Source organism: Streptomyces incanus (assembly GCF_042656345.1).
GTDB classification, from domain to species: Bacteria; Actinomycetota; Actinomycetes; order Streptomycetales; family Streptomycetaceae; genus Streptomyces; species Streptomyces incanus.
In genome coordinates, this window is record NZ_JBHSPC010000077.1 from 15,824 (window position 1) to 36,972 (window position 21,149).

Below are 21,149 nucleotides of genomic sequence, written 5' to 3' on the forward strand. Positions count from 1 at the left end.
GCCATGCGCATGCGGCCGCGCGGAGAGGAGGTGGCAGGGTGATCACACGGATCGAGATCGACGGGTACAAGTCGTTCGACGACTTCGCCCTCGACCTGCCGCCGTTCGCCGTCCTGGTGGGAGCCAACGCCTCGGGCAAGTCCAATCTGCTGGAGGCCGTGGACCTGCTGGGCCAGTTGATCCGGGAGCCGAAGAGTCAGACGATCGTCGACCACGCCCGCCGGGGAGGACCGAAGGAACTGTTCCGGTGCGGTCCGGACGGTGTACCGGTCAAAGCCATGCGGATCGCGGCCCATGTGCTCGTGCGCGGCGACCTGGGGTACTGCCACCTCAGGGTCGAGGCACGGGTGACGTACGCGGACCCGCCGGACCCCCTGCGCGTCGACACCGAAGTCCTGAATGTCCATGATCACTACGGGTATGACCCGGATCGGATCCTGCCTCCGCTTCCGGCCTTGAACCTCGGCGAGACCGGTCAGCCGCACTGCATCGAGGTGCCTGTACAGAACGCCATGTACCGCAGAGAGCTGGTCGAGACCTCCGGGAACTGGAGGATCCTCGAACCCTCACCCAAGGCGATGCGTGTCGTCTCCTCCACCTACGACACCGCGCCTCTGGCGGAGGACGGGAAGAACCTCGGAGCCGTCCTGGGGCGGATCGCCCGGGACCCCGAGACCTGGTACGACTTCCGTGCCGATGCCGTGGCGCTGCTCCCCGACCTCGTGGACATCACGGCGGAGGCCAACGCCGAGTGGAGCCAGTGGGACGTCTGGCTCCAGCACCGGCACGAGCACCGCGTACCTCCTGGCGCGGCGTCGGCGGGCACCCTGCGCATTCTGGCTCTGCTCGCCGCGGCTCATGATCCCGCGCACGAAGGGCTCCTTCTGATCGAGGAGCCCGAGAACGGTCTCCATCCCACTCGGGTTCCGCAGCTGCTGTCCCGGCTGAAGGCCAGGACCAGTGATCCCGCGACGCTCACCTCCGGTGACGGAAGGCAGATCCTGATCACCACGCACTCACCGGTCGCCCTCGCCGCCGCGCTGGAGGACGCCCCGGACTCGGTGGTGTTCCTGGACACGGTGACCCGGTTCGGCGACGGACTCCCACCGCGCCGGCTGACCCGGGCGCGGAAGGTGGCCGACAGCGGGGAGCGCGGGACGTTCGTCACTCCTCCAGAGGTACGGAAATACCTCGACCCCACAGGGCGGTATGCGCGTGGGGCGTAGGTATCTCAGCCTTGCCCTCCTGACCGAGGGGGCCAGTGACCAGTGGTTCCTTGTTCCGGTCATCGACCGGCAGATCACCGAACTCGCCCTTGAAGCGCCCGCCGGCTTCGATTACGCGGGGGTGGACGTCGGAGAGTGCTTCACGGTGGCGCACCGAGACCTTGTGGCGCGTCAAGTGACCGACTTGCTCTGCTACTACGACATTGTGATGATCCACCACGACCACAATGAGCGGGGCAAGGTGGATGCCATCCGTGATCGCTTCCCCGACGACGCTCACCGGATCGTGGCCCTGGTGCCCGTACGGGAGACCGAGGCATGGATGCTGGCGGACCCCGAAGCGCTCAGAGAGGCGGCGCCCACGCGTGACGCCGGACGGGTGGTACCGGGTGACGTGGAGAAGGCCGCCGACCCGAAGGCCGTCCTGAGGGCGGCACTTGGTGGGCGGCGCGACGCGGAGCGGGACTTCGGGCGGCTGGGGCAGACGGTCGCGCTCGATGCGCTGCGCAAGGTTCCCGCGTACCGGGCTTGGACCGCTGAGCTTCGCAGGGCCATGGAGCAATTGCGCTTCCTGTGATTCCGGCAGAGTCATGCCGGCGGAGGAACTCCTTGCCCAGGGGCGCGGAAGACATCGAGGTTCGGGTGGAGAGGACCTTCAAGCGGCCGGGCGTGCTTCTGACGTTCTCCAGAACTCGCGTGCGGGGACGAGTAGTCGTACTCATCCCCGCACGGGATGCTCAGCCCATCTCCTCCAGCGTCCTGCCCTTGGTCTCCGGCACCCACTTGAGGATGAACGGGACCGCCAGGGTGGCGAAGATCGCGTAGATCACGTACGACCCGGACAGGTTCCACTCCGACATGGTCGGAAACGTCGCGGTGACCAGCCAGTTGGCGATCCACTGCGCGCAGGCGGCGACACCGAGTGCGGCCGCGCGGATGCGGCTGGGGAACATCTCGCCGAGCAGCACCCAGACCGCCACACCCAGCGACATGGCGAAGAAGAGGACGAAGGTGTGGGCGGCGACCAGCGCGACGGCGGCCTGGGTGTCGGGCAGCGAGATGTTGTCGCCGGTTCCGGTCTTGTGGGAGAAGGCCCAGGCGACGGCCGCGAGGGAGACCGCCATGCCGGCGGAACCGGTCACGGCCAGCGGCTTGCGGCCGACCCGGTCGATGAGCACCATCGCGATCACCGTGCCGACGATGTTGATGACCGACGTGGTGAACGAGTAGAAGAACGAGCTCGACGGGTCGATGCCCACCGACTGCCACAGCGAGGAGCTGTAGTAGAAGATCACGTTGATGCCGACGAACTGCTGGAAGACCGACAGTCCGATGCCGACCCAGACGATCGGCAGCAGGCCGAAGCGGCCGCGGAGGTCCCTGAAGCGCGGCGCGTTGTCGCTGCGCATGGCCAGGTCGATCTCGGCCACCCGGGCATCGAGATCGACGTGCTCGCCTTCGAGCCGGCGCAGCACGTCCTTGGCCTCGCCGGTCCTGCCGACCGAGACCAGGTAGCGCGGCGACTCCGGGATGCGCAGCGCCAGCAGACCGTAGACCGCCGCGGGAACGACCGCGATGCCGAGCATGACCTGCCACGCCTCCAGGCCCAGCAGGCTGCCGCGCTGGTCCCCGTCCGCGAGGGTGAGCACCATCCAGTTGACCAGTTGGGAGACGGCGATGCCCAGCACGACGGCGGCCTGCTGGAAGGAGACGAGCCGGCCCCGGTACTCGGTGGGCGCGACCTCGGCGATGTACGTCGGGCCGATCACGGACGCCATGCCGATGGCCGCGCCGCCCACGATGCGCCAGAAGGACAGGTCCCACGCCGTGAACGGCAGCATCGAGCCGATACTGCTGGCCAGGAAGAGCAGGGCGGCCAGCTGCATCACCCGGAGGCGGCCGACGCGGTCGGCGAGCCGTCCCGCGAGCATGGCGCCGCCGGCCGCGCCGAGCAGGGCGATGGCGATGACGGCGCCGAGCGTGGCGGCGCCGACGTCGAACCGTCCCCTGATGCCCTCGACGGCGCCGTTGATCACGGCGCTGTCGTAGCCGAAGAGGAAGCCGCCCATCGCGGCGGACGCCGCGATGAAGACGACGTGACGCAGCCGGTCCGGCCGGGCCGAGAGGCCTCCGGCGGCAGGCTGCTGTGCTGTGCTGGTCACCTGCGAACTCCTGTGATGTGTGTCGTTGCCGTTGCCGACTGTTTCGGGCAGGGAGCAAGGACAGCGGGCGCCGCGACAGGTGCACGCACACTGCGGAGGGCGCTCGGTGAGGAAGGGGGAACCTGGTGCCCGGCTTCCGGGCAGGCTGTGCGGGGCACTGCCCGAGCCGGGCGAGCCGTTTTGTCGGGTGGCCGTTTCGGCGGATGTCCGTTTTGACGGGTGGCCGTTTCGGTCCGTGGGCAAGCCGGTCGGGTGGTCGATCGCGGGTGCGTGGTCGTGCCCGCGTCATTCGGGGGAGCGGGGCGGCCCGGCGGCTGCGCGAAGTTCTTCCGCGCTGCGGTGAACGGACCGGCGCGGAGGTGGCGCGCGGGCCGCGACGGCCGCCCCGGGGAGGGCGCCCGGCCCCGGCGCCGTCCGGGTGAGGACTGCGCTGCGGGGTGCCGGGTGTCCTCCCCGTCCGTGTCACGCCGGGGTCCGACGGGGCGTGCCGGGTCACGGCGGCCGAGAGGTCTCGGCGCCGACCCGGTGTACGGGGGCGGGTCCGTCAGTCGAGACCCAGGCCGCGTCGGCCCGTCTCGTTCAGCCGGCCGACGTCGAAGCGGTCGGTCCAGGTGCGCTCGTAGTGCTCCTCGGGGAAGTCACTGGGGCTGGAGCCGGTCAGGAACGCCTCGCGGACCTTCGCCGCGTACTCCTCGTTGCGGGGGCACCAGGGGGCGGCGGGGATGTACATGACGTTGCCCCAGCCCTTCTGGTCGGTGATCGGCGCGACACTGTGGATCATGTCGCAGTGCCACCAGACGGAGTCGCCCGCCTTGATGTCGGGGATGCCGGTGAGGGCTTCCATGAGGAGCGGATGCCACTTCTCGTTGGCGGGGAAGACCTGGTTGGTGGTCACGCCGCACATGTCGTCGTCCGCGACGTCCGAGAGCAGCGGCCGCAGCATGAGGTACGCCATGGCCTCAGGGATCGGGACGGTGTGCAGGACGCCCTGGTCGTGGTCCATGTCCGACAGGGCGGTCCAGCCCTGGAAGGTGCGGAACGCCGAGCACATGGTGGAGCCGGGGTACTGGGGTCCGGCCGTGCGGTGGGCGGCGTCCCAGGGGTCGTACTCCTCGACGCTGCCGTCGAACAGGTGGCGGAACGCCTGCTGGTAGGCCTGCGTCAGCCACAGGTCGAGGGTGCCGGGGTCGAGGTGGGTGCCGAGCCCGCCCGAGTCGGCGCCCGGGGGACGGCGGCGGATGCGGTCGGGGTACAGCGCGTCGCGGTCCGGGTCGAACCACTGCACGCCCTCGGACTCGTGCTTCCACAGCGAGTTGAGGAAGGACTGGACGTCGGCCATCCGGTCGCTCTGGCGGGCCTCCATCTGGGCCTGCGACCAGTAGACGGGGTAGATCTCCGGCTTGGAGCCGACGCTGCCGAAGAAGTCGTCGCCGGGGCCCTTGTAGTTCTCGAAGAACTCGTTGCGCTCCACGTAGTCCACGATCGAGGCGTCCCAGGCGAGGGCCTGGTCGCGCTCGAAGTGGCCGCGGACGACGAGGCAGCCGCGGCGGCGGAGCTTGTCGAGCTGCTCCGGGGTGACGGTGCCGTTCGCGATGTCCGCGTAGTCGATGACCGGCCACACGCTCTCGCCGCGCTCCTTGTCCGCCTGGATCTCGGCCAGGCGGGTGCGGACGCGCTCCTCGACGACGGCGAAGACCTCCTCGACGGTGCGTCCGGAGGACTCGATGCGGGCGCGCAGCGCGGGCTTGATCTCGCGGATGGCAGCGGCGAGGTCGTCGGGGACGGTCTCCCAGTGCGGCAGGGCGGGGAGACCGGCCTGCTGTGTACCAGTTGCCAGCGTCATTGCTCGGCTCCTTTGGTCAGGACTCCTTACTAAGTCGTCAACTTAGCCGCGCTCCCCCATTTGGGCAAGAGTCCTGACTAAAATTCTCGGCATGTCACTGGCCAAGCCGTCACTCGAAATGCTGCGCGCGCTGACCGACGAGAACGTGCTGCGCGCGCTGATGGAGAAAGGGCGCCTGACCCGCGCCGAGATCGCCACTTGGACCGGGATCTCCAAACCGACGGTCTCCGACAGCGTGCGGCGGCTGAGCGAGGCCGGCCTGCTCGCCGACACGGGCGAGCGCACCACCGGCCGCGGCCGGGTCGGCACCTACTACTCGCTGGCCGCGGACACCGGAGCGGCGCTGGTGGCGAGCATCAGCCCCGAAGGCGTCGTCGCGGAGACGGTCGACGCCTTCGGCACCACCACCGCCCGCGCCGAAGTCGGCCTGGGCCGCGCCCCGGGCCCGCACGCGACCGCCCGGGCCCTGACCGAAGCGGTCACGCTGGTCCGGCCCCGGGTGCACGGTCGTCTGCGTACGGCCGTGGTCAGCGCGGCCGATCCGGTCGACCGCGTCAGCGGACGCCTGGTGCACCTGCCGGACGCCCCGTTCCTGGTCGGGGACCTGGACCCGGCCGCGGTGCTGGCCGGCCCGGTGGACGGGACGGTGCTGGTCGACAACGACATCAACTGGGCCGCCCGAGCCGAACGCGCCACCGGATGCGCCCTCGGCGTCGACGACTTCGTCTACGTCCATCTCGGCGAGGGACTGGGCTGCGCGGTGGTCACCGACGCGGAAGTCCGCCGCGGACACCACGGGTTGGCCGGCGAGATCGCCCACCTCTACACCGCGGGGCCCCGGGGCGCAGCGCTCCCCCTCATCGAGGTCTTCGCCGAACTCGGCCTGCGCCGGGCCGAGTCCACCGCCATCGACGTCGACGCCCTGCGCGCGGCCGCCCTCGGCGACTCCACGGCGGCGCGGCGAACCCGCGACGCGCTGGCCCGCGCGGTGGGCGGCGTGCTGGCGGCGGCGGTCGCCCTGGCGGACCCCCGACTGATCGTCCTGGGAGGCCTCTGGGGCGCCGAGCCGACGATCGCCGAGGCGATCCGCGAGCGCTTCGCCGAACTGCCCCGCAGCGTGCCGGTCGCGGCGGCACAGGTCGCCGAACCCGAACTCGCCGGCGCCCGCGCCCGCGCCGTGGAGGCCCTGCGCACCGCCATCATCACCACCTCACGCCCGGAGTCGTCCGACTGACTCGAAACGTTCGGGCGGATGGCGCCCACACGCGATGCCGGTAGGGGCGGCCATTCGGCCTCCGCCAGGTGCGGACAGCCCCTGGCGAGCACGAGGAGCCGGTGCGGGGGGCCGCGCGGACGGGAGTCGTTCGGCATGGCGAGGCGACGGTCACCCACCAGCCGGCAGCGCGAGACGGGCCTCGCAGGCCCGGGGTCCGGCGGGGCGGAGGAAGCGGTCAGAGGTTGTCGGCAGGCATCTTCCCGCTCGGAGGGCAGCCCAGTACTGCGATCACGCAGAACCCCGTAACTGTGATCGCAGTACCGACCCCGGAGGGAACGTCATGCCGACAGGGGGAACTCCTCGCCCAGGGCGTGGAAGACGTCCGTGTTCAGGGCGAAGGCGCGCTTGCATTCGGTGATGATGCGCTGCTTCTCCAGGTCGTCGGCCTGGACGCCGTCCAGCAGGTCGCGGTACTCGCGCTTGAAGGCGGCGGGGTTCGAGATGCCCTCGAAGACGTAGAAGCGGACGCCGTCGCCCTTCTTCGGGAAGCCCCAGGTGCGCTCCGCCTTGTCGCGGATGATCTGGCCGCCGGAGAGGTCGCCGAGGTAGCGGGTGTAGTGGTGGGCGATGTAGCCGGCCGGCCAGTCCCGGGCGCACTCGGCGACCCGGTCGGCGTAGGCCCGGGTGGCGGGCAGGGCGGTCAGGGTCGAGTGCCAGTCCGGGCCGCGCAGGTGGGCCAGGTCCTGCTCCAGGGAGGGCAGGCGCAGCAGTTCCGGGCGGATGAAGGGGCCCGCCACCGGGTCCGACGCCAGGTGCCGCGCGCCCGACTCCAGGGCCTCGTAGACGAACCAGAGCTGCTCGGTGTAGCGGGCGTACGCGTCCACGCCCAGTCGGCCGCCGAGCAGGTCGCTCATGGAGGCCGAGGTCTCCGCCTCCATGTGCTGCTCGTGGGAAGCGGTGCGGATGAGGGTCGAGAAGGCGGAGGAGGTCGAGGAGGAGTCCATGAGTCCAGATCTTCTATGGTTAGGCTTGCCTAAGTCAATGGTTTGCCGACAGTTCGTCGGTATCTCGTCGGTATCCCTACCCCGTTGTGGAACGACGGAAGCCCGCCCTCCGAAGAGGGCGGGCTTCGAGGTCAGGGGCCTGGACTCGGCTACGGCAGGGTCAGGATGTCCGCGCCGGTGTCCGTCACCACCAGGGTGTGCTCGAACTGGGCCGTCCGCTTGCGGTCCTTCGTCACGACCGTCCAGCCGTCGTCCCACATGTCGTACTCGTGCGTTCCCAGGGTCAGCATCGGCTCGATCGTGAACGTCATGCCGGGCTGGATGACCGTCGTCGCGTGCGGGCTGTCGTAGTGCGGGACGATCAGACCGGAGTGGAACGAGGTGTTGATGCCGTGGCCGGTGAAGTCCCGGACCACGCCGTAGCCGAAGCGCTTGGCGTACGACTCGATGACCCGGCCGATGATGTTGATCTGCCGGCCCGGCTTGACGGCCTTGATCGCCCGGTCCAGCGACTCCCGGGTGCGCTCCACCAGGAGCCGGCTCTCCTCGTCCACGTCACCCACCAGGTACGTGGCGTTGTTGTCGCCGTGCACCCCGCCGATGTACGCCGTCACGTCCAGGTTGACGATGTCGCCGTCGCGCAGCACCGTCGAGTCCGGGATGCCGTGGCAGATCACCTCGTTGACCGACGTGCACAGCGACTTGGGGAAACCGCGGTAACCGAGCGTCGACGGGTACGCCCCGTGGTCGCACATGTACGCGTGCGCCACCCGGTCCAGCTCGTCGGTGGTCACGCCGGGTGCGATGAGCTTGGCGGCCTCCGCCATCGCGCGCGCCGCGATCCGCCCGGCGGTCCGCATCGCCTCCACGGTCTCGGGGGTCTGCACCTCCGGCCCGGTGTACGGCGTGGGAGCGGGTTTCCCGACGTACTCGGGGCGGCGGATGTTTCCGGGTACGGAACGGGTGGGGGACAGCTCCCCTGGGATGAGCAGCGACTGGCCAGACATGGCGGCGAGTCTAATTCAGTGCTTACGGGGGACCATCTTCCGTGACGAAAGGAGCCGGTCATGCCCCTGTTCAAGAAGCGGACCGTCGGAAAGCCGGGCGAGTGGTACTACTGCCTGGAACACCAGAAGGTCGAGGAGGGTCCGGACTGCCCCGGCAAGGACCGCTTCGGGCCCTACGCGAGCCGCCCCGAGGCCGAGAACGCCATGGCGACGGCACGTGAGCGCAACCTCCAGTGGGAGAACGACCCCAGGTGGCACGACGCCCCCGCCGGCGACAGCGACAGCGAGCGCGGCGGCGAGGGCTGAGCCCCACGTGACGGGCGCCCCCGCTCCGGCTACCAGCGGGCCGGGGGCGGGGCCGTCAGGAGGTCGGCCAGGCGGGACATGCGGTCCCGGAAGCGGCGGTGGCCCCGCGGTGACGGCAGGGCGTTCTCGCCGGCCGCCGCGCCGACCAGGTGCTGCACGGTGTCCAGGTCCAGCTCGGCGCCCTCCGGGACGGCCAGCGTCTCGTGGGCCAGCGCCGGCAGCTCGCCGGCGCCGGGGCCCAGGGACAGCAGGGTCGCGCCGGCCCGGCGGGCGTCGGACACCCGCTCCAGCAGCGGGGCCGTGGGCTCCCCGGGCGCTACCACCAGCAGTGTCTCGCCCCGCCGCGCCGCCTCCAGCCGACCGAGACCCACCGCCAGATGCGCGGGGTCCGAGGGGCGCGCGTCGTGCCGTACGAGCGTCGGGGCCAGCTCCGGCGTGCCCGACCAGGCGGCCTCGTCCACCAGATGCGCCGCCAGGTGCCACGGCTCGTACTCCCGCGTGCCCACGAGCAGCAGCCCGCCCCCGTGCGACACCACCGACCCCCGCAGGGCCCCCGCGAACCGCCGGGTGGCCCCCAGCCACTCGGTCCCGGCGAGCACGTCCCTCAGCAGCGCGACCCGTACGGCGTCCATGAGGCCGAACCCTGCCCCAACCGGGCTCCGGAAGCCGGGTGTTCGCCCCTGATTCACCCGGCCGGGGGGCGTGGGGCGGCACAGTGACGGCGCTCACGTGGGCCCGCGTGAACCGGAAACGGTCACCCTGCGCCCGTAGAGTCGGGCCCATGACCTCCAGTACCCCCAGCGACAGCGCACAGCAGCCCGAGAAAGCCCCCGCGCAGGCCGCGAAGACCCCCGAGAAGGCCCCCGCGAAGGACCCCTGGGACCTGCCCGACGTCTCCGGGCTCGTCGTCGGCGTGCTCGGCGGGACCGGACCGCAGGGCAAGGGCCTTGCCCACCGGCTCGCCCGGGCCGGCCAGAAGGTGATCATCGGCTCGCGTGCCGCCGAACGCGCGCGGGCCGCCGCCGAGGAGATCGGCCACGGCGTCGAGGGCGCCGACAACGCCGAGACCGCCCGCCGCAGCGACATCGTGATCGTCGCCGTGCCCTGGGAGGGCCACGGCAAGACGCTCGAAAGCCTGCGTGAGGAACTGGCCGGCAAGCTCGTCGTCGACTGCGTCAACCCGCTCGGCTTCGACAAGCAGGGCGCCTACGCGCTCAAGCCCGAGGAGGGCAGCGCCGCCCAGCAGGCCGCCGCCCTGCTGCCGGACTCCCGGGTCACCGCCGCCTTCCACCACCTGTCGGCCGTGCTGCTCCAGGACCCGGAGATCGACGCGATCGACACCGACGTGATGGTGCTCGGCGAGGTCCGCGCCGACGTGGAGATCGTGCAGGCCCTCGCCGGACGCATCCCCGGCATGCGCGGCGTCTTCGCCGGGCGGCTGCGCAACGCCCACCAGGTGGAGTCCCTGGTCGCCAACCTGATCTCGGTCAACCGCCGCTACAAGGCACACGCCGGGCTCCGCGTCACGGACGTATGACCTCATGGGGGACACTGGTGGGCGAAGCAGTGTCCCCCGACAGGAGTCCAGCCGTCATGCCCCGACTCGCTCTCTACTCCCTCACCGTCTGTCTCCTCGCCGTCGCCGCGGCCGTCGTGTCCTTCGTCCAGGGCAGCTTGCTGGGCGTCGTCTGGATCCTGCTCGCGGGGCTGTCGTCCAACATGACCTGGTACTACGTGCGGCGGGGGAAAATGGAGCGGCAGGCCGCCGCCGAGGCGGCGCAGGGCGCGGAGACGGCGCAGGGCGACCGGCCCGTCAAGGGCTGACCGGTCACGGGCCGGCCGGTCCCGCGCCGCGGTCGCTCGCCGGCCGGCTCCGTCACGCGGCGACCGAGCAGAACTCGTTCTTCCCCTGCCAGAAGCGGAACAGCTCCAGGCCGCAGTACGTCTCCACCTCGTGGATGCCCAGGGCCGACAGGATCGAGTCGATCACGTCGAAGAACACGCTGTTCACCGCCGGCACCCACAGCAGCGCGAACACGAACAGCAGGCCGAACGGTGCGAACGGTTCCACCTGGCGCCGCAGGCTCCGCGACAGCCAGGGCTCGAGCACGCCGTAGCCGTCCAGGCCCGGCACCGGCAGGAAGTTCAGGATCGCGGCCGTCACCTGGAGCAGCGCCAGGAACGCCAGCGCGAACCGGAAGTCGGCCGGCACGCCGTCCAGCGCGCCCAGCCAGAACGGCGCCGTGCACACGATCGCGAACAGGACGTTCGTCAGCGGGCCCGCCGCCGAGATCAGGCTGTGCCGCCAGCGCCCCCGGATCCGGTGCCGCTCGATGAACACCGCACCGCCCGGCAGACCGATCCCGCCCATGATCACGAACAGCACGGGGAGCACGATGCTGAGCAGGGCGTGGGTGTACTTCGCGGGATTCAGCGTGAGGTAGCCCTTCGCGCCGATCGAGATGTCGCCGCTGTGCAGCGCGGTGCGGGCGTGCGCGTACTCGTGCAGGCACAGCGAGACGATCCAGGCGGCCGTCACGAACAGGAACACGGCGACGCCCGGCCGGCCCGCGAACCCGGTCCAGGTGGCCCATCCCGTGACCGCAGTGACGGCCAGGATGCCCAGGAACACCGGGCTGATCCTCCGGTCGCTGGGGCGGGTGGTGGCGGTGGTCATGAGGCTCCCTGGGCTGACTGTCGGGCCACGGCCCGTCGGGTACAACGCCGTCGGGCACACGGCGGGACGCACGGGACGCCGCGCGCCGACTGCCCGACCGTACCGGGCGCATCCGGAAAACGTCTCGCGCCGGCCACCGGTTCCGGAGAGGGTGGGGGACCTGAAGGTGACCGGTAAGGGGACCTGTCAGGAGGGGGAGGGGCGTGAGGAAGGGCCGCCGACCCGCCCACCCGCCCCACCCTCTGACCACCCCCGGACCAACGGAGACAATGGACCCCGTGCGCTATCGCATCCTCGGTACCACCCAGGCACTCGGCCCCGACGGCACCGCCGTCCCGGTCGGCGGGGCACGACTGCGTGCGCTGCTGACCGTGCTCGCGCTGCGGGCCGGCCGTACGGTGCCGGTACGTCTGCTCGTCGACGAGGTGTGGGACGGCGAACCGCCGGCCGACGCGACGGGGGCGCTGCAGGCGCTGGTGGGGCGGCTGCGCCGGGCGCTCGGCGCGGACGCGGTGGCCTCCGACGGCGGCGGTTACCGGCTCACCGCCACGTCCGACGACATCGACCTGCACCGGTTCGAACGACTGGCCGGCGAGGGCCTGCGCGCGCTGTCCGACGGGAATCCGGCCAAGGCGGGCCTCCTCCTGGACGACGCCCTCGCCCTGTGGCGGGGCCCCGCCCTCGCCGATCTGCCCTGCCGCACCGCCGAGGCGGCCCGCGTCGACGCCCGGCGCCTGGACGCCCTGCGTGCCCGGCACGGCGCCGCCCTCGCCCTCGGCGAGGCCGGGCAGTCGCTGCCCGAGCTGACCGCCCTGTGCGACAGCCACCCGCTCGACGAGCCCCTCCAGGTGCTGCGGTTGCGCGCCCTGCGCGACGTCGGCCGCGCCGCCGAGGCACTGGCCGCCTACGAGGACGTACGCAGGCTGCTCGCCGACCGTCTCGGCTCCGACCCCGGCGCCGAACTGCGCGCCCTGCACACCGAGTTGCTGAGACCTGACGTGGTGGCGCCCGCATCGGTGCCACGGCTCGTGGAGGCGGGGGCGTCCGGAACACGACAGCCCACCGACCCCTCCCGACCCGCCCGGGCCTCCCAGCCCGACGGCACCACCCCGCCCCCGCCCGGCAGCCCGCGGGCCCGGCTGACCTCCTTCGTCGGCCGGGAGGCCGACCTCGAGGCCGTCCGGGGCGATCTCGCCTCGGCCCGCCTGGTCACCCTGCTCGGGCCCGGCGGGTCCGGGAAGACCCGGCTGTCGCAGGAGGCCGCCGAAGCCCTCCTGCGGGCGGCCGCCGCGCACCACGGCACCGGTGAAGGGGCGGCCCGGGACGGGCTCCCGGCCCGCGTACCGGACGGACTCCTGGACCGGGTACGGGACGGAGTCCGGGTCGCCGAACTCGCCCCGGTCGAGGACCCCGCCGGTGTCCCCGAAGCGGTGGTCACCGCCGTCGGCGCCCGTGAGACCGTGCTGTACGGCGCCGGCGCCGAGGGTATGCGGGCCGCCACCGAACGCGGCGACGACCCCGTGAACCGCCTGGCCGAACACTGCGGCCGGCGGCGCATGCTGCTCGTCCTGGACAACTGCGAGCACGTCGTGGACGCCGCCGCCCGGCTGGTCGAGACGCTCCTCGAACGCTGCCCCGGCCTCACCGTGCTCGCCACCAGCCGTGAACCCCTCGGCGTCCCGGGGGAGGTGCTGCGCCCGGTGGAACCGCTGCCGGAACCGGTCGCGCTGCGGCTGCTCGCCGACCGCGGGGCCGCCGCCCGCCCCGGCTTCCGCGTCGACGACGACCCGGAGGCCTGCGCGGAGATCTGCCACCGGCTCGACGGACTGCCCCTCGCCATCGAACTCGCCGCCGCCCGGCTGCGGATGCTGACCCCGCGCCAGATCGCCGACCGGCTCGACGACCGCTTCCGGCTGCTCACCTCCGGCAGCCGCACCGTCCGGCCCCGCCAGCAGACCCTGCGGGCCGTCGTCGACTGGTCCTGGGACCTGCTCGACGCCGGTGAACGGGACGTCCTGCGGCGGCTGTCCGTCTTCGCGGGCGGCTGCGACCTCGCCGCCGCCGAGGCCGTGTGCGGGCCCGCCGTCCTGGACGTGCTCGGTTCTCTCGTGGACAAATCCCTTGTGGTGGTGGTCCCTTCGGGAGGCGGCCCCGGTGGTGACGAGATGCGCTACCGGCTGCTGGAGACGGTCGCCGAGTACGCCTCCGAGCGGCTCGACGAGGCCGGACGGCGGACCGGTGCCGAACGCGCCCATCTCACGTACTACCGCGAACTCGCCCGTACCACCGACCCGTTGCTGCGCGGCCCGGACCAACTGGCCGCCATCGAAAGGCTAGAGCGCGAGTACGAGAACCTGCGCACCGCGCTGCGCCACGCCGTCGTCGCCCGGGACGAGCAGGAGGCGCTGTGCCTGGCGCTGTCGCTGAGCTGGTACTGGCAGATGCGCGACCAGCGGATCGAGGCCCGCAACTGGTGCCGTGAGGTGATGGCGCTGGGCCCGGACCCCTTCACCGAACCGGCGCGCCCCGTCCCCTCCTTGTGGCAGCGCTGCACCGACGCCCCGCCGCCGATGAGCGACGAGATGCTCGCCGAGGCCCGACGCGGGGTGCATCTGTCCCACATGGCGTGCATGGACACGGAGCTGGACGACTGGATGACGCCACAGGCGCAGCACAGACTGCGGGTCATCGCCGCCACCTACGAGCCCGGCCAGCCGCAGACCTGCCGCCCGCCCGGCACGTTCTGGGCGTTCGCCCTGATGCTGATCGGCGAGATGAACAGCCTGCACACGGTCGTCGACGACGCCGTCCGCACCTGCCGGCAGACGCCCGGATTCGACTGGGAACTGGCGTCCAACCTGCAGATGAGGGCCAACTTCCGGGCCAACCGCACCGACTGGGCGGGCGACGCGCTGCGCGACGCCGACGAGGCCCTGGAGATCTACCGGCGTCTCGGTGACGCCTGGGGCACCGCCGAGGCTCTCTCCGCACGCGCCGAGGCACGCGAACGACGCGGTGAGTACCTGCTCGCCGCCGCCGACTACGAGGCGGCGATCGAGTACGCCGAGCGCCTCGGTGCCCACGCCCAGGCGGCGGTGCTCACCGCCCGGCTGGGCGGCGTCGCGCTGGAGGTCGGCGATGAGGAGCGCGCCGAGCGGCTGCTGCGCGACGTCATCGAACGGCGCGGCGGCGGACACGAGCCGGCGTTGCCCGCCGCCCGGCTCATCCTGACCGGGTTGCTCGGGCTGACCGGGCGCACCGCCGAGGCCCGGGACCAACTGCGCATGCTGCGCGAGGAGTTCCGTATCGCGCACTACGTCGTCTTCGACGCGTTCATCCTCGGTGCCGAGGGCTGGCTCGACGTCGTCGATGGCCAGGAGGAACGGGCGCTGGTCACGATCCGCGCGGCACTCGCGCAGTCCAACAATCCGCTGACCCTGGCGATCGCCGCCCATATGCGGGCCACGCACCTGACCATGGGCGCCACGGCCCTGGCCGGCGTGGACGGCGGCCGGCGCGCCCGCGACGCGGCCCGCTGCCTCGGCGCCGCCGACGCCTCGCTGCCACCCGGTCACGTCGCCGGGCGCATGGAGCGCGAGGTGCGCGACCTTGCCGAGCGGCGGACCCGGGACGCCCTCGGCGACACGGCGTACGAGACCGCGTACGCGGAGGGCGGCCGCCTCTCCCCGGAGGAGGCCGCCGCCCTGGTCTGACCCGTCACTCCGGTCCGACCCGTTACACGGGCACGCGGGCACGCGGGACCAGCCGCTTCGGTCAGCTCTTCGTGCGGAACCTGTGGATCGCGACCGGAGCCATCACCGCCGTGATCCCCACCGACCAGGCCACCGTCAGCCACAGGTCGTCCGCGACCGGGCCGCCCACCATCAGGCCGCGCGCGGCGTCGGCCAGCGAGGACAGCGGGTTGACGTCGGTGAAGGTCTGCAGCCAGCCCGGCATCGACCGGGTCGGCGCGAAGATCGACGAACCGAACTGCAGCGGCATCAGCACCAGGAAGCCCATCGCCTGCACCGACTGCGCGTTCTTCATCGCCACACCCAGCGTGATGAAGATCCACATGAGGGCCGAGCCGAACAGCACCGCCAGCCCCACGGCGGCGAACAGCCCCGGCCAGTTGGTGATGTCGAAGCCGACCAGGACACCGACGACCAGGAGGATCGCGGTGGCGATCAGCATGCGCAGCACCTCGACCGCGATCTTGGCGAACAGTACCGAGCCACGGCCGATGGGCAGCGACCGGAAACGGTCCATGACACCCGTGTTGAAGTCCTGGTTGAAGCCGGTACCCACCCCCATGGCCATGTTCATGCCCATCATGGCCATCAGGCCGGGCACGATGTACTGCACGTACGCCTCCTGCCCGCCGCCCAGCGACTGCCCGATCGAGCCGCCGAAGACGTACACGAACAGCAGGGTGAACACGATCGGGAACAGCACGGCGTCGAACATCGACTCCGGGTCCTGCCGGATCCACAGCAGGTTGCGGCGGACCAGGGCGCTGGTGTGACGCAGATGGGAACGCAGCGGAATGCGGCCGTCGGCGGCACTCGCGCGGGAAGGCCCGCCCGACCCGGCCGGAGCGGGCCCGGTCTTCGCGGTCGTCGCAGCCGTCGTAGCCGTCGTCGTTGCGGTCGTCGTGGTCTTCGCGGTCGTCGCGGAGCTCATGCGGCGGCCTCCTCGCGGGTCTCGACGGGCTCGGTGTCCTGCGGGGCACTGGCGCGGTGGCCGGTGAGCGAGAGGAACACCTCGTCCAGGCTGGGCAGTTCGGTGGTGATGGAGGCAAGGGTCAGACCCCGCGCGGTGACGGCGCCGACCACCGCGGTCAGCTGCTCGTCGCTGAGGATCGGGACCAGGACGGCACCCCGCTCGGAGTCCACGGTGGCGGTGGCGAGCCCGGTGATGCCCAGTTCGTCGAGTGTGGAGGCGAGCGGGCGCAGCTGGAGCGGATCGGCCGGGCGGATCCGCAGGGTGCGGCCGCCGACCTTGGCCTTCAGCTCCTCGATGCCGCCGTTCGCGATGACCTTGCCGCGGTCCACGACGGTCAGTTCGGAGGCGAGCTGCTCGGCCTCCTCCATGTACTGGGTGGTCAGCAGCACGGTCACCCCGTCCCCGACCAGCCGCTTGACCTCGACCCACACCTCGTTGCGGGTGCGCGGGTCCAGTCCCGTGGTCGGCTCGTCGAGGAACAGCACCGCGGGCCGGCCGATCATCGACGCGGCCAGGTCCAGCCGGCGCCGCATGCCGCCGGAGTACGTGGCCGCCGGGCGCCGGGCCGCCTCGGTGAGCGAGAACCGCTCCAGCAGCTCGTCGGCGCGGCCCCGGGCCTCCTTGCGGGACAGGTCGAGCAGCCGGCCGATCAGGTACAGGTTCTCCCAGCCGGCGAGCTTCTCGTCCACGGAGGCGTACTGCCCGGTCAGCCCGATCACCCGGCGCAGCTGCCGGGGTTGGCGGAGCACGTCGTACCCGGCGACGGTGGCCTCACCCGCGGTCGGGGCGAGCAGGGTGGAGAGAATGCGTACGAGGGTGGTCTTGCCGGCGCCGTTCGGCCCGAGAACCCCCATCACGGTGCCTTCGCGCACCTCCAGATCGACACCGTCCAGTGCCCTGGTCCCGCCGTAGTGCTTGACCAGCCCCCGCACGGTGACGGCGCTGCCCGCGCCACCGGAGTCGTTGTCGTTTCGCGTCATGCCCCGACTCTCGCACCCCCCACCGACAAAGCCCCGACAGCCGTCCGACAGCCCTCTGTCGGGAGGCTGTCGGAGGTTTGCCGCAGGGGCACTGCGTCGGTGCGGGCGGGCGGCCGATCCCCCGCGTCCCCGACCTCCCCACGACGACCACCGCAACCACCGCAACCACCGATTGAACAACCCCGACGGCGAGTCACCACTTCCGCGGAAGCGGCGCCGGCTCAGCCGGAAAGAGGGGACGGGCCCGCCGGTTGGGGGAAGACCGGCGGGCCCGTCATGTGCGGCGTTGGCTCAGCGGCAGCGCCACCGCGCTGCTCCAGGGGTTGCTCAGTGAACGGAGTGCTCCTCCTGCGGGAACGTTCCGCCCACGACGTCCTCGGCGAACGCCTTCGCCGCGCCGCCCATGACCTCACGCAGGTTCGCGTACTGCTTCACGAACTTCGGCACCCGACCGCCGGTCAGCCCGAGCATGTCGGTCCACACCAGCACCTGTGCGTCCGTCCGAGGCCCCGCGCCGATGCCGACGGTGGGGATGTGAAGCGTCCCGGTCACCTCGGCGGCCAGCTCGGCCGGCACCAGTTCCAGGACGACGGCGAAGGCGCCCGCGTCCTGCACGGCCTTGGCGTCCCGCAGCAGCTGCTGCGCGGCCTCCTCGCCGCGCCCCTGGACGCGGTAGCCCATGGCGTTCACGGACTGCGGGGTGAGTCCGATGTGCGCCATCACCGGGATGCCGGACTCGACCAGCAGCTCGATCTGCCGGTGCGAGCGCTCCCCGCCCTCCAGCTTGACGGCGCCGACCCCGGCCTCCTTGACCAGCCGGGTCGCCGAGCGCAGCGCCTGCACCGGCCCCTCCTGGTACGAGCCGAAGGGCAGGTCGGCGACGATCAGGGCACGGCTCGTGCCGCGGACCACGGCCGCGGACAGCACGGCCATCTCGTCGAGGGTGACGGGGACGGTCGTCTCGTACCCGAGGTGGCAGTTGCCGGCGGAGTCGCCGACGAGCATGACCGGGATGCCGGCCTCGTCGAAGACGGACGCGGTCATCGCGTCGTAGGCGGTGAGCATGGGCCACTTCTCGCCGCGTTCCTTGGCGAGGGCGATGTCGCGGACGGTGATACGGCGTGTGCCCTTGCCTCCGTACAGCGCCTTGCTGCCGTCGGAGGGGACTGGCCTGCCAGTCGGGGCAGCCGAAAGCTGCGTCATTGCAACGGCTCCTAACACGTCATCTCGAGGCGCCCTGACGGCGTCCCCGGATCGCCTCCATGGTGGCACCTCGCGAGAGCCAGTGCCAGGGGACGGCCTCCATCGAAGGGCGGCGCAATGCCCCGGCAAGGTCTCGGCAAAGGAATTCCGATACGAGACGGTATCGTTTCGAAATGGCCCTACGGTGGCCGTATGACTTCTCCCGCCGCCGCCCCCGACCGCCGGATACCGGAACACGTGTACCGGCGCCGCTGGCTGATCCTCGGCGTGCTGATCCTGAGTCTGCTGATCGTCGCCCTGGACAACTCGATCCTGAACGTCGCCATCAAGACGATCTCCACGCCCGCACCCACCGGCCTGGGCGCCACACAGAGCGAGCTGGAGTGGGCGATCAACGCCTACACGCTCGTCTTCGCGGGCCTGCTGTTCACGGCGGGCCTGCTGGGCGACCGGCTCGGCCGTAAGAAAGTGCTGCTCGGAGGCCTCGCCGTGTTCGGCATGGGATCGGCGCTCGCCGCTTTCTCCGGCTCCCCGACGGAGCTGATCGGCTTCCGCGCACTGATGGGTCTGGGTGCCGCGTTCGTCATGCCGGCGACTCTGGCCATACTGATGAACGTCTTCGAACGGGACGAGCAGCCGAAGGCCATCGGCATCTGGGCGGGAGGCGTGGGCCTCGCCATCGCCATCGGCCCGGTCACCGGCGGACTGCTCCTGGACCACTTCTGGTGGGGCTCGGTCTTCCTCGTCAACGTGCCGATCGTGCTGACCGCCCTCGCCCTGATGCTGTGGCTCGTGCCGGACTCCCGCGACCCGGATCCCGGCCGGATCGACCCCGTCGGCGTCGTCCTGTCCGTGGTCGGCCTGATCCTGCTGGTCTACGGCATCATCAAGGGCGGCCAGCTCGCCGACTTCACCGACGCCACGGCGCTGTCGGCCATCGGCGCAGGGCTCGCCGTACTCGTCGCGTTCGTGGTGTTCGAGAAGCGCAGCACCCACCCGTCCATCGACATGGCGTATTTCAAGAACAAGGTCTTCTCGGCCTCGATCGTCGCGATCGCGCTGGTCTTCTTCGCACTGTTGGGTGTGTTGTTCTTCGCCGTCTTCTACACCCAGAGCGTGCGCGGATACTCGCCGCTGGAGACCGGTCTGCTGATGCTGCCGCTGGCCGCCGCGCAGATGATTTTCGCGCCCAGGGCCCGGCTGCTGGTGGACCGGTTCGGCAACAGGGCGACCACCACCGGCGGCATGCTGCTGCTCGCGGCGACGCTGGCCGCGTTCGCCGCCCTGGAATCGGACACGCCGATCTGGATCCTCGAGGTGATCTTCTTCCTGATGGGTGCCGCGATGGCGAACGTCATGACGCCGGTCAGCGTCATGATCATGCAGGCGCTGCCCAGGGAGAAGGCGGGGTCGGCCTCCGCGCTCAGCAACACCTTCCGCCAGGTCGGCGGCGCCTTCGGCGTCGCCATCCTCGGCTCGGTGCTGTCCACGGCGTACCGCACGCACATCGAGGACAAGCTCGTCCTGCTGCCGCCGGGTGCCCGGCACGCCGCCGGCGAGTCCATCGAGGCCACCCTGGGCGCCGCTGCCCGGCTCGGGCCGCGCGGTGACGCCCTGGTCGGTTCGGCCAACGACGCGTTCCTGCACGCCATGCACATCACAGGGCTGGCGGGCGCGGGCGTCGCGGTGCTCGGCGCGATCGTCGTCGCCCTGTTCCTGCCCGGCCGGAGTCCGGAGCCCGAGGGGGACGAGAAGGAAGAGGAGTTGGTGTCGACGCGGACGACGGACGCGATGGGCGCGACGAAGAGGCGGGACTGAGAGGCGGGAGTGGGACGCGGGACTCGGGCAGGGGGCGCGCACCGGGGAGAATCGTCCCAGTCCACGGAAAGGACGCAGCGACGTGAGCCTCGCCGACCCCGGCACCACCGACCCCGGCCCCGTCCCCCGGTCGGACGGCCCCCCACGCGGCCGCCCCCGCAGCGAGGCCGTCGAACGGGCCATCATCGAGGGCGCGATGAAGCTCCTGGAGGACGGTGTGCCCCTCGCGGAGCTGTCCATCGAGCGGATCGCACGCACCGCCGGCGTCGGCAAGGCCACCATCTACCGCCGCTGGAGCGGCAAGGAAGCACTCTTCGTCGACGTCCTGCGCGCCGCCGAACCCGTCGACCCCGAACTCCCCGGCACCTGCCTGCGCGACGACCTCGTCGCCCTGCTGGAGTCCCTGCGCCGGCGCGGCCTCGCCAGCAGGGCCTCGGTGATCCTGCACAACGTCCACGCCCAGATGAAGAGCAGCCCGAAGCTCTGGGCCGCCTACCACAACACCGTCGTCCTGCCGCGCCGCAGGCTCGGCCTGGAGGTGCTGCGCCGCGGCAGGGAGAACGGCGAACTCCGCGCCGACGTCGACCTCGAACTGCTGAACGACATCGTCGTCGGTCCCCTGCTCGTCCGCACCCTCCTGCGCCCCGACGCCGGTCTGCCGGAGGGGCTCGCCGAACAGGTCGTCGACACCCTGCTCCAGGGCCTGCGCCCCGTCGTCGTCGACGCCGGCCTGCCTGCCCTCGACGACGGCGGTCCCGCTCCGGCCGGCAGCGGTTCCGGCCGACACCGGGTCCGACCGGAATCCTGAAACAACCAGGACTCCCAGGACGCCCGGGACTTCCAAGACCTCCCGGATTCCCAGGACTTCCCGGACTCCCGGGACTTCCCGGACTCCCCGCCGCCACGTTGTGCGCGTTTCGTCACAGAGCGCGCTTTCCTTGATCCCACCTGGAACTTCCGGAGCGGTCCCGTTCGTCCTCGC

The 21,149-nt window shown here is 71.5% G+C and carries 18 protein-coding genes; 9 read left to right on the forward strand and 9 right to left on the reverse strand.

What is annotated here, in order from left to right; all coding sequences use genetic code 11:
- Positions 1 to 38: 38 nt before the first annotated feature.
- Together ACFP2V_RS23330 and ACFP2V_RS23335 are read left to right on the forward strand one after the other, a co-directional pair.
- Positions 39 to 1,226 (forward strand): AAA family ATPase, encoded by a 1,188-nt coding sequence (locus tag ACFP2V_RS23330; protein ID WP_381215798.1) that lies wholly within the window; start codon positions 39 to 41, stop codon positions 1,224 to 1,226.
- The gene (locus tag ACFP2V_RS23335) at positions 1,216 to 1,803 is read left to right on the forward strand and encodes a DUF4276 family protein (RefSeq protein ID WP_381215801.1); all 588 of its coding nucleotides are present in this window, start codon (positions 1,216 to 1,218) and stop codon (positions 1,801 to 1,803) included. Before ACFP2V_RS23330 ends, ACFP2V_RS23335 begins: the two co-directional genes overlap by 11 nt.
- 160 nt (positions 1,804 to 1,963) lie before the next feature.
- Here ACFP2V_RS23335 and ACFP2V_RS23340 read toward each other — a convergent pair whose 3' ends face one another.
- Together ACFP2V_RS23340 and ACFP2V_RS23345 are read right to left on the reverse strand one after the other, a co-directional pair.
- Positions 1,964 to 3,388 (reverse strand): sugar porter family MFS transporter, encoded by a 1,425-nt coding sequence (locus ACFP2V_RS23340; protein WP_381215805.1) that lies wholly within the window; start codon positions 3,386 to 3,388, stop codon positions 1,964 to 1,966.
- A gap of 544 nt (positions 3,389 to 3,932) precedes the next feature.
- Entirely contained in the window at positions 3,933 to 5,231 is a 1,299-nt protein-coding gene (locus ACFP2V_RS23345; protein WP_381215808.1) for a DUF1479 domain-containing protein, read from the reverse strand.
- Between the two features lie 91 nt (positions 5,232 to 5,322).
- Here ACFP2V_RS23345 and ACFP2V_RS23350 point away from each other — a divergent pair, with 91 nt between their 5' ends.
- Positions 5,323 to 6,465: an ROK family transcriptional regulator gene (locus tag ACFP2V_RS23350; RefSeq protein ID WP_381215811.1), complete on the forward strand. Its 1,143-nt coding sequence runs from the start codon at positions 5,323 to 5,325 to the stop codon at positions 6,463 to 6,465.
- 320 nt (positions 6,466 to 6,785) lie between these two features.
- Here ACFP2V_RS23350 and ACFP2V_RS23355 read toward each other — a convergent pair whose 3' ends face one another.
- Both ACFP2V_RS23355 and map read right to left on the reverse strand, forming a co-directional pair.
- Positions 6,786 to 7,451 (reverse strand): biliverdin-producing heme oxygenase, encoded by a 666-nt coding sequence (locus tag ACFP2V_RS23355; protein ID WP_381215814.1) that lies wholly within the window; start codon positions 7,449 to 7,451, stop codon positions 6,786 to 6,788.
- 149 nt (positions 7,452 to 7,600) lie between these two features.
- A complete protein-coding gene (gene map, locus ACFP2V_RS23360) occupies positions 7,601 to 8,458 on the reverse strand; it encodes a type I methionyl aminopeptidase (protein ID WP_381215818.1) in 858 nt (285 codons plus the stop codon).
- Positions 8,459 to 8,518: 60 nt separating this feature from the next.
- Between map and ACFP2V_RS23365 the strand changes: the two genes are divergently transcribed.
- Positions 8,519 to 8,764 carry a hypothetical protein gene (locus ACFP2V_RS23365; protein ID WP_381215821.1) on the forward strand — a complete coding sequence of 82 codons (246 nt, stop codon included), beginning with the start codon at positions 8,519 to 8,521 and terminating at the stop codon, positions 8,762 to 8,764.
- Between the two features lie 29 nt (positions 8,765 to 8,793).
- Here the strand turns inward: ACFP2V_RS23365 and ACFP2V_RS23370 are convergent, their stop codons facing one another.
- Positions 8,794 to 9,396, reverse strand: coding sequence for a hypothetical protein (locus ACFP2V_RS23370; RefSeq protein ID WP_381215824.1), 603 nt, complete (start codon positions 9,394 to 9,396; stop codon positions 8,794 to 8,796).
- A gap of 149 nt (positions 9,397 to 9,545) precedes the next feature.
- Between ACFP2V_RS23370 and npdG the strand changes: the two genes are divergently transcribed.
- Together npdG and ACFP2V_RS23380 are read left to right on the forward strand one after the other, a co-directional pair.
- Positions 9,546 to 10,301 carry an NADPH-dependent F420 reductase gene (gene npdG, locus ACFP2V_RS23375; protein ID WP_381215828.1) on the forward strand — a complete coding sequence of 252 codons (756 nt, stop codon included), beginning with the start codon at positions 9,546 to 9,548 and terminating at the stop codon, positions 10,299 to 10,301.
- A gap of 56 nt (positions 10,302 to 10,357) precedes the next feature.
- The gene (locus tag ACFP2V_RS23380) at positions 10,358 to 10,588 is read left to right on the forward strand and encodes a hypothetical protein (protein ID WP_381215831.1); all 231 of its coding nucleotides are present in this window, start codon (positions 10,358 to 10,360) and stop codon (positions 10,586 to 10,588) included.
- A gap of 52 nt (positions 10,589 to 10,640) precedes the next feature.
- Here the strand turns inward: ACFP2V_RS23380 and ACFP2V_RS23385 are convergent, their stop codons facing one another.
- Positions 10,641 to 11,441 carry a site-2 protease family protein gene (locus ACFP2V_RS23385; protein WP_381215834.1) on the reverse strand — a complete coding sequence of 267 codons (801 nt, stop codon included), beginning with the start codon at positions 11,439 to 11,441 and terminating at the stop codon, positions 10,641 to 10,643.
- A gap of 269 nt (positions 11,442 to 11,710) precedes the next feature.
- Here ACFP2V_RS23385 and ACFP2V_RS23390 point away from each other — a divergent pair, with 269 nt between their 5' ends.
- A complete protein-coding gene (locus ACFP2V_RS23390; RefSeq protein ID WP_381215838.1) occupies positions 11,711 to 15,154 on the forward strand; it encodes an AfsR/SARP family transcriptional regulator in 3,444 nt (1,147 codons plus the stop codon).
- 61 nt (positions 15,155 to 15,215) lie between these two features.
- Here the strand turns inward: ACFP2V_RS23390 and ACFP2V_RS23395 are convergent, their stop codons facing one another.
- From ACFP2V_RS23395 to panB, 3 genes are all read right to left on the reverse strand, one after another.
- Complete coding sequence (locus tag ACFP2V_RS23395; RefSeq protein ID WP_381215841.1) at positions 15,216 to 16,124, reverse strand: ABC transporter permease; 909 nt, start codon at positions 16,122 to 16,124, stop codon at positions 15,216 to 15,218.
- Entirely contained in the window at positions 16,121 to 17,146 is a 1,026-nt protein-coding gene (locus ACFP2V_RS23400; RefSeq protein WP_381215844.1) for an ATP-binding cassette domain-containing protein, read from the reverse strand. Before ACFP2V_RS23400 ends, ACFP2V_RS23395 begins: the two co-directional genes overlap by 4 nt.
- Before the next feature lie 327 nt (positions 17,147 to 17,473).
- Entirely contained in the window at positions 17,474 to 18,349 is an 876-nt protein-coding gene (gene panB / locus ACFP2V_RS23405; protein ID WP_381215847.1) for a 3-methyl-2-oxobutanoate hydroxymethyltransferase, read from the reverse strand.
- A 192-nt stretch (positions 18,350 to 18,541) separates the two neighbouring features.
- Between panB and ACFP2V_RS23410 the strand changes: the two genes are divergently transcribed.
- Both ACFP2V_RS23410 and ACFP2V_RS23415 read left to right on the forward strand, forming a co-directional pair.
- Complete coding sequence (locus ACFP2V_RS23410) at positions 18,542 to 20,167, forward strand: MFS transporter (protein ID WP_381215850.1); 1,626 nt, start codon at positions 18,542 to 18,544, stop codon at positions 20,165 to 20,167.
- 82 nt (positions 20,168 to 20,249) lie between these two features.
- Positions 20,250 to 20,975: a TetR/AcrR family transcriptional regulator gene (locus ACFP2V_RS23415; protein WP_381215853.1), complete on the forward strand. Its 726-nt coding sequence runs from the start codon at positions 20,250 to 20,252 to the stop codon at positions 20,973 to 20,975.
- The last annotated feature ends 174 nt before the right edge of the window (positions 20,976 to 21,149 follow it).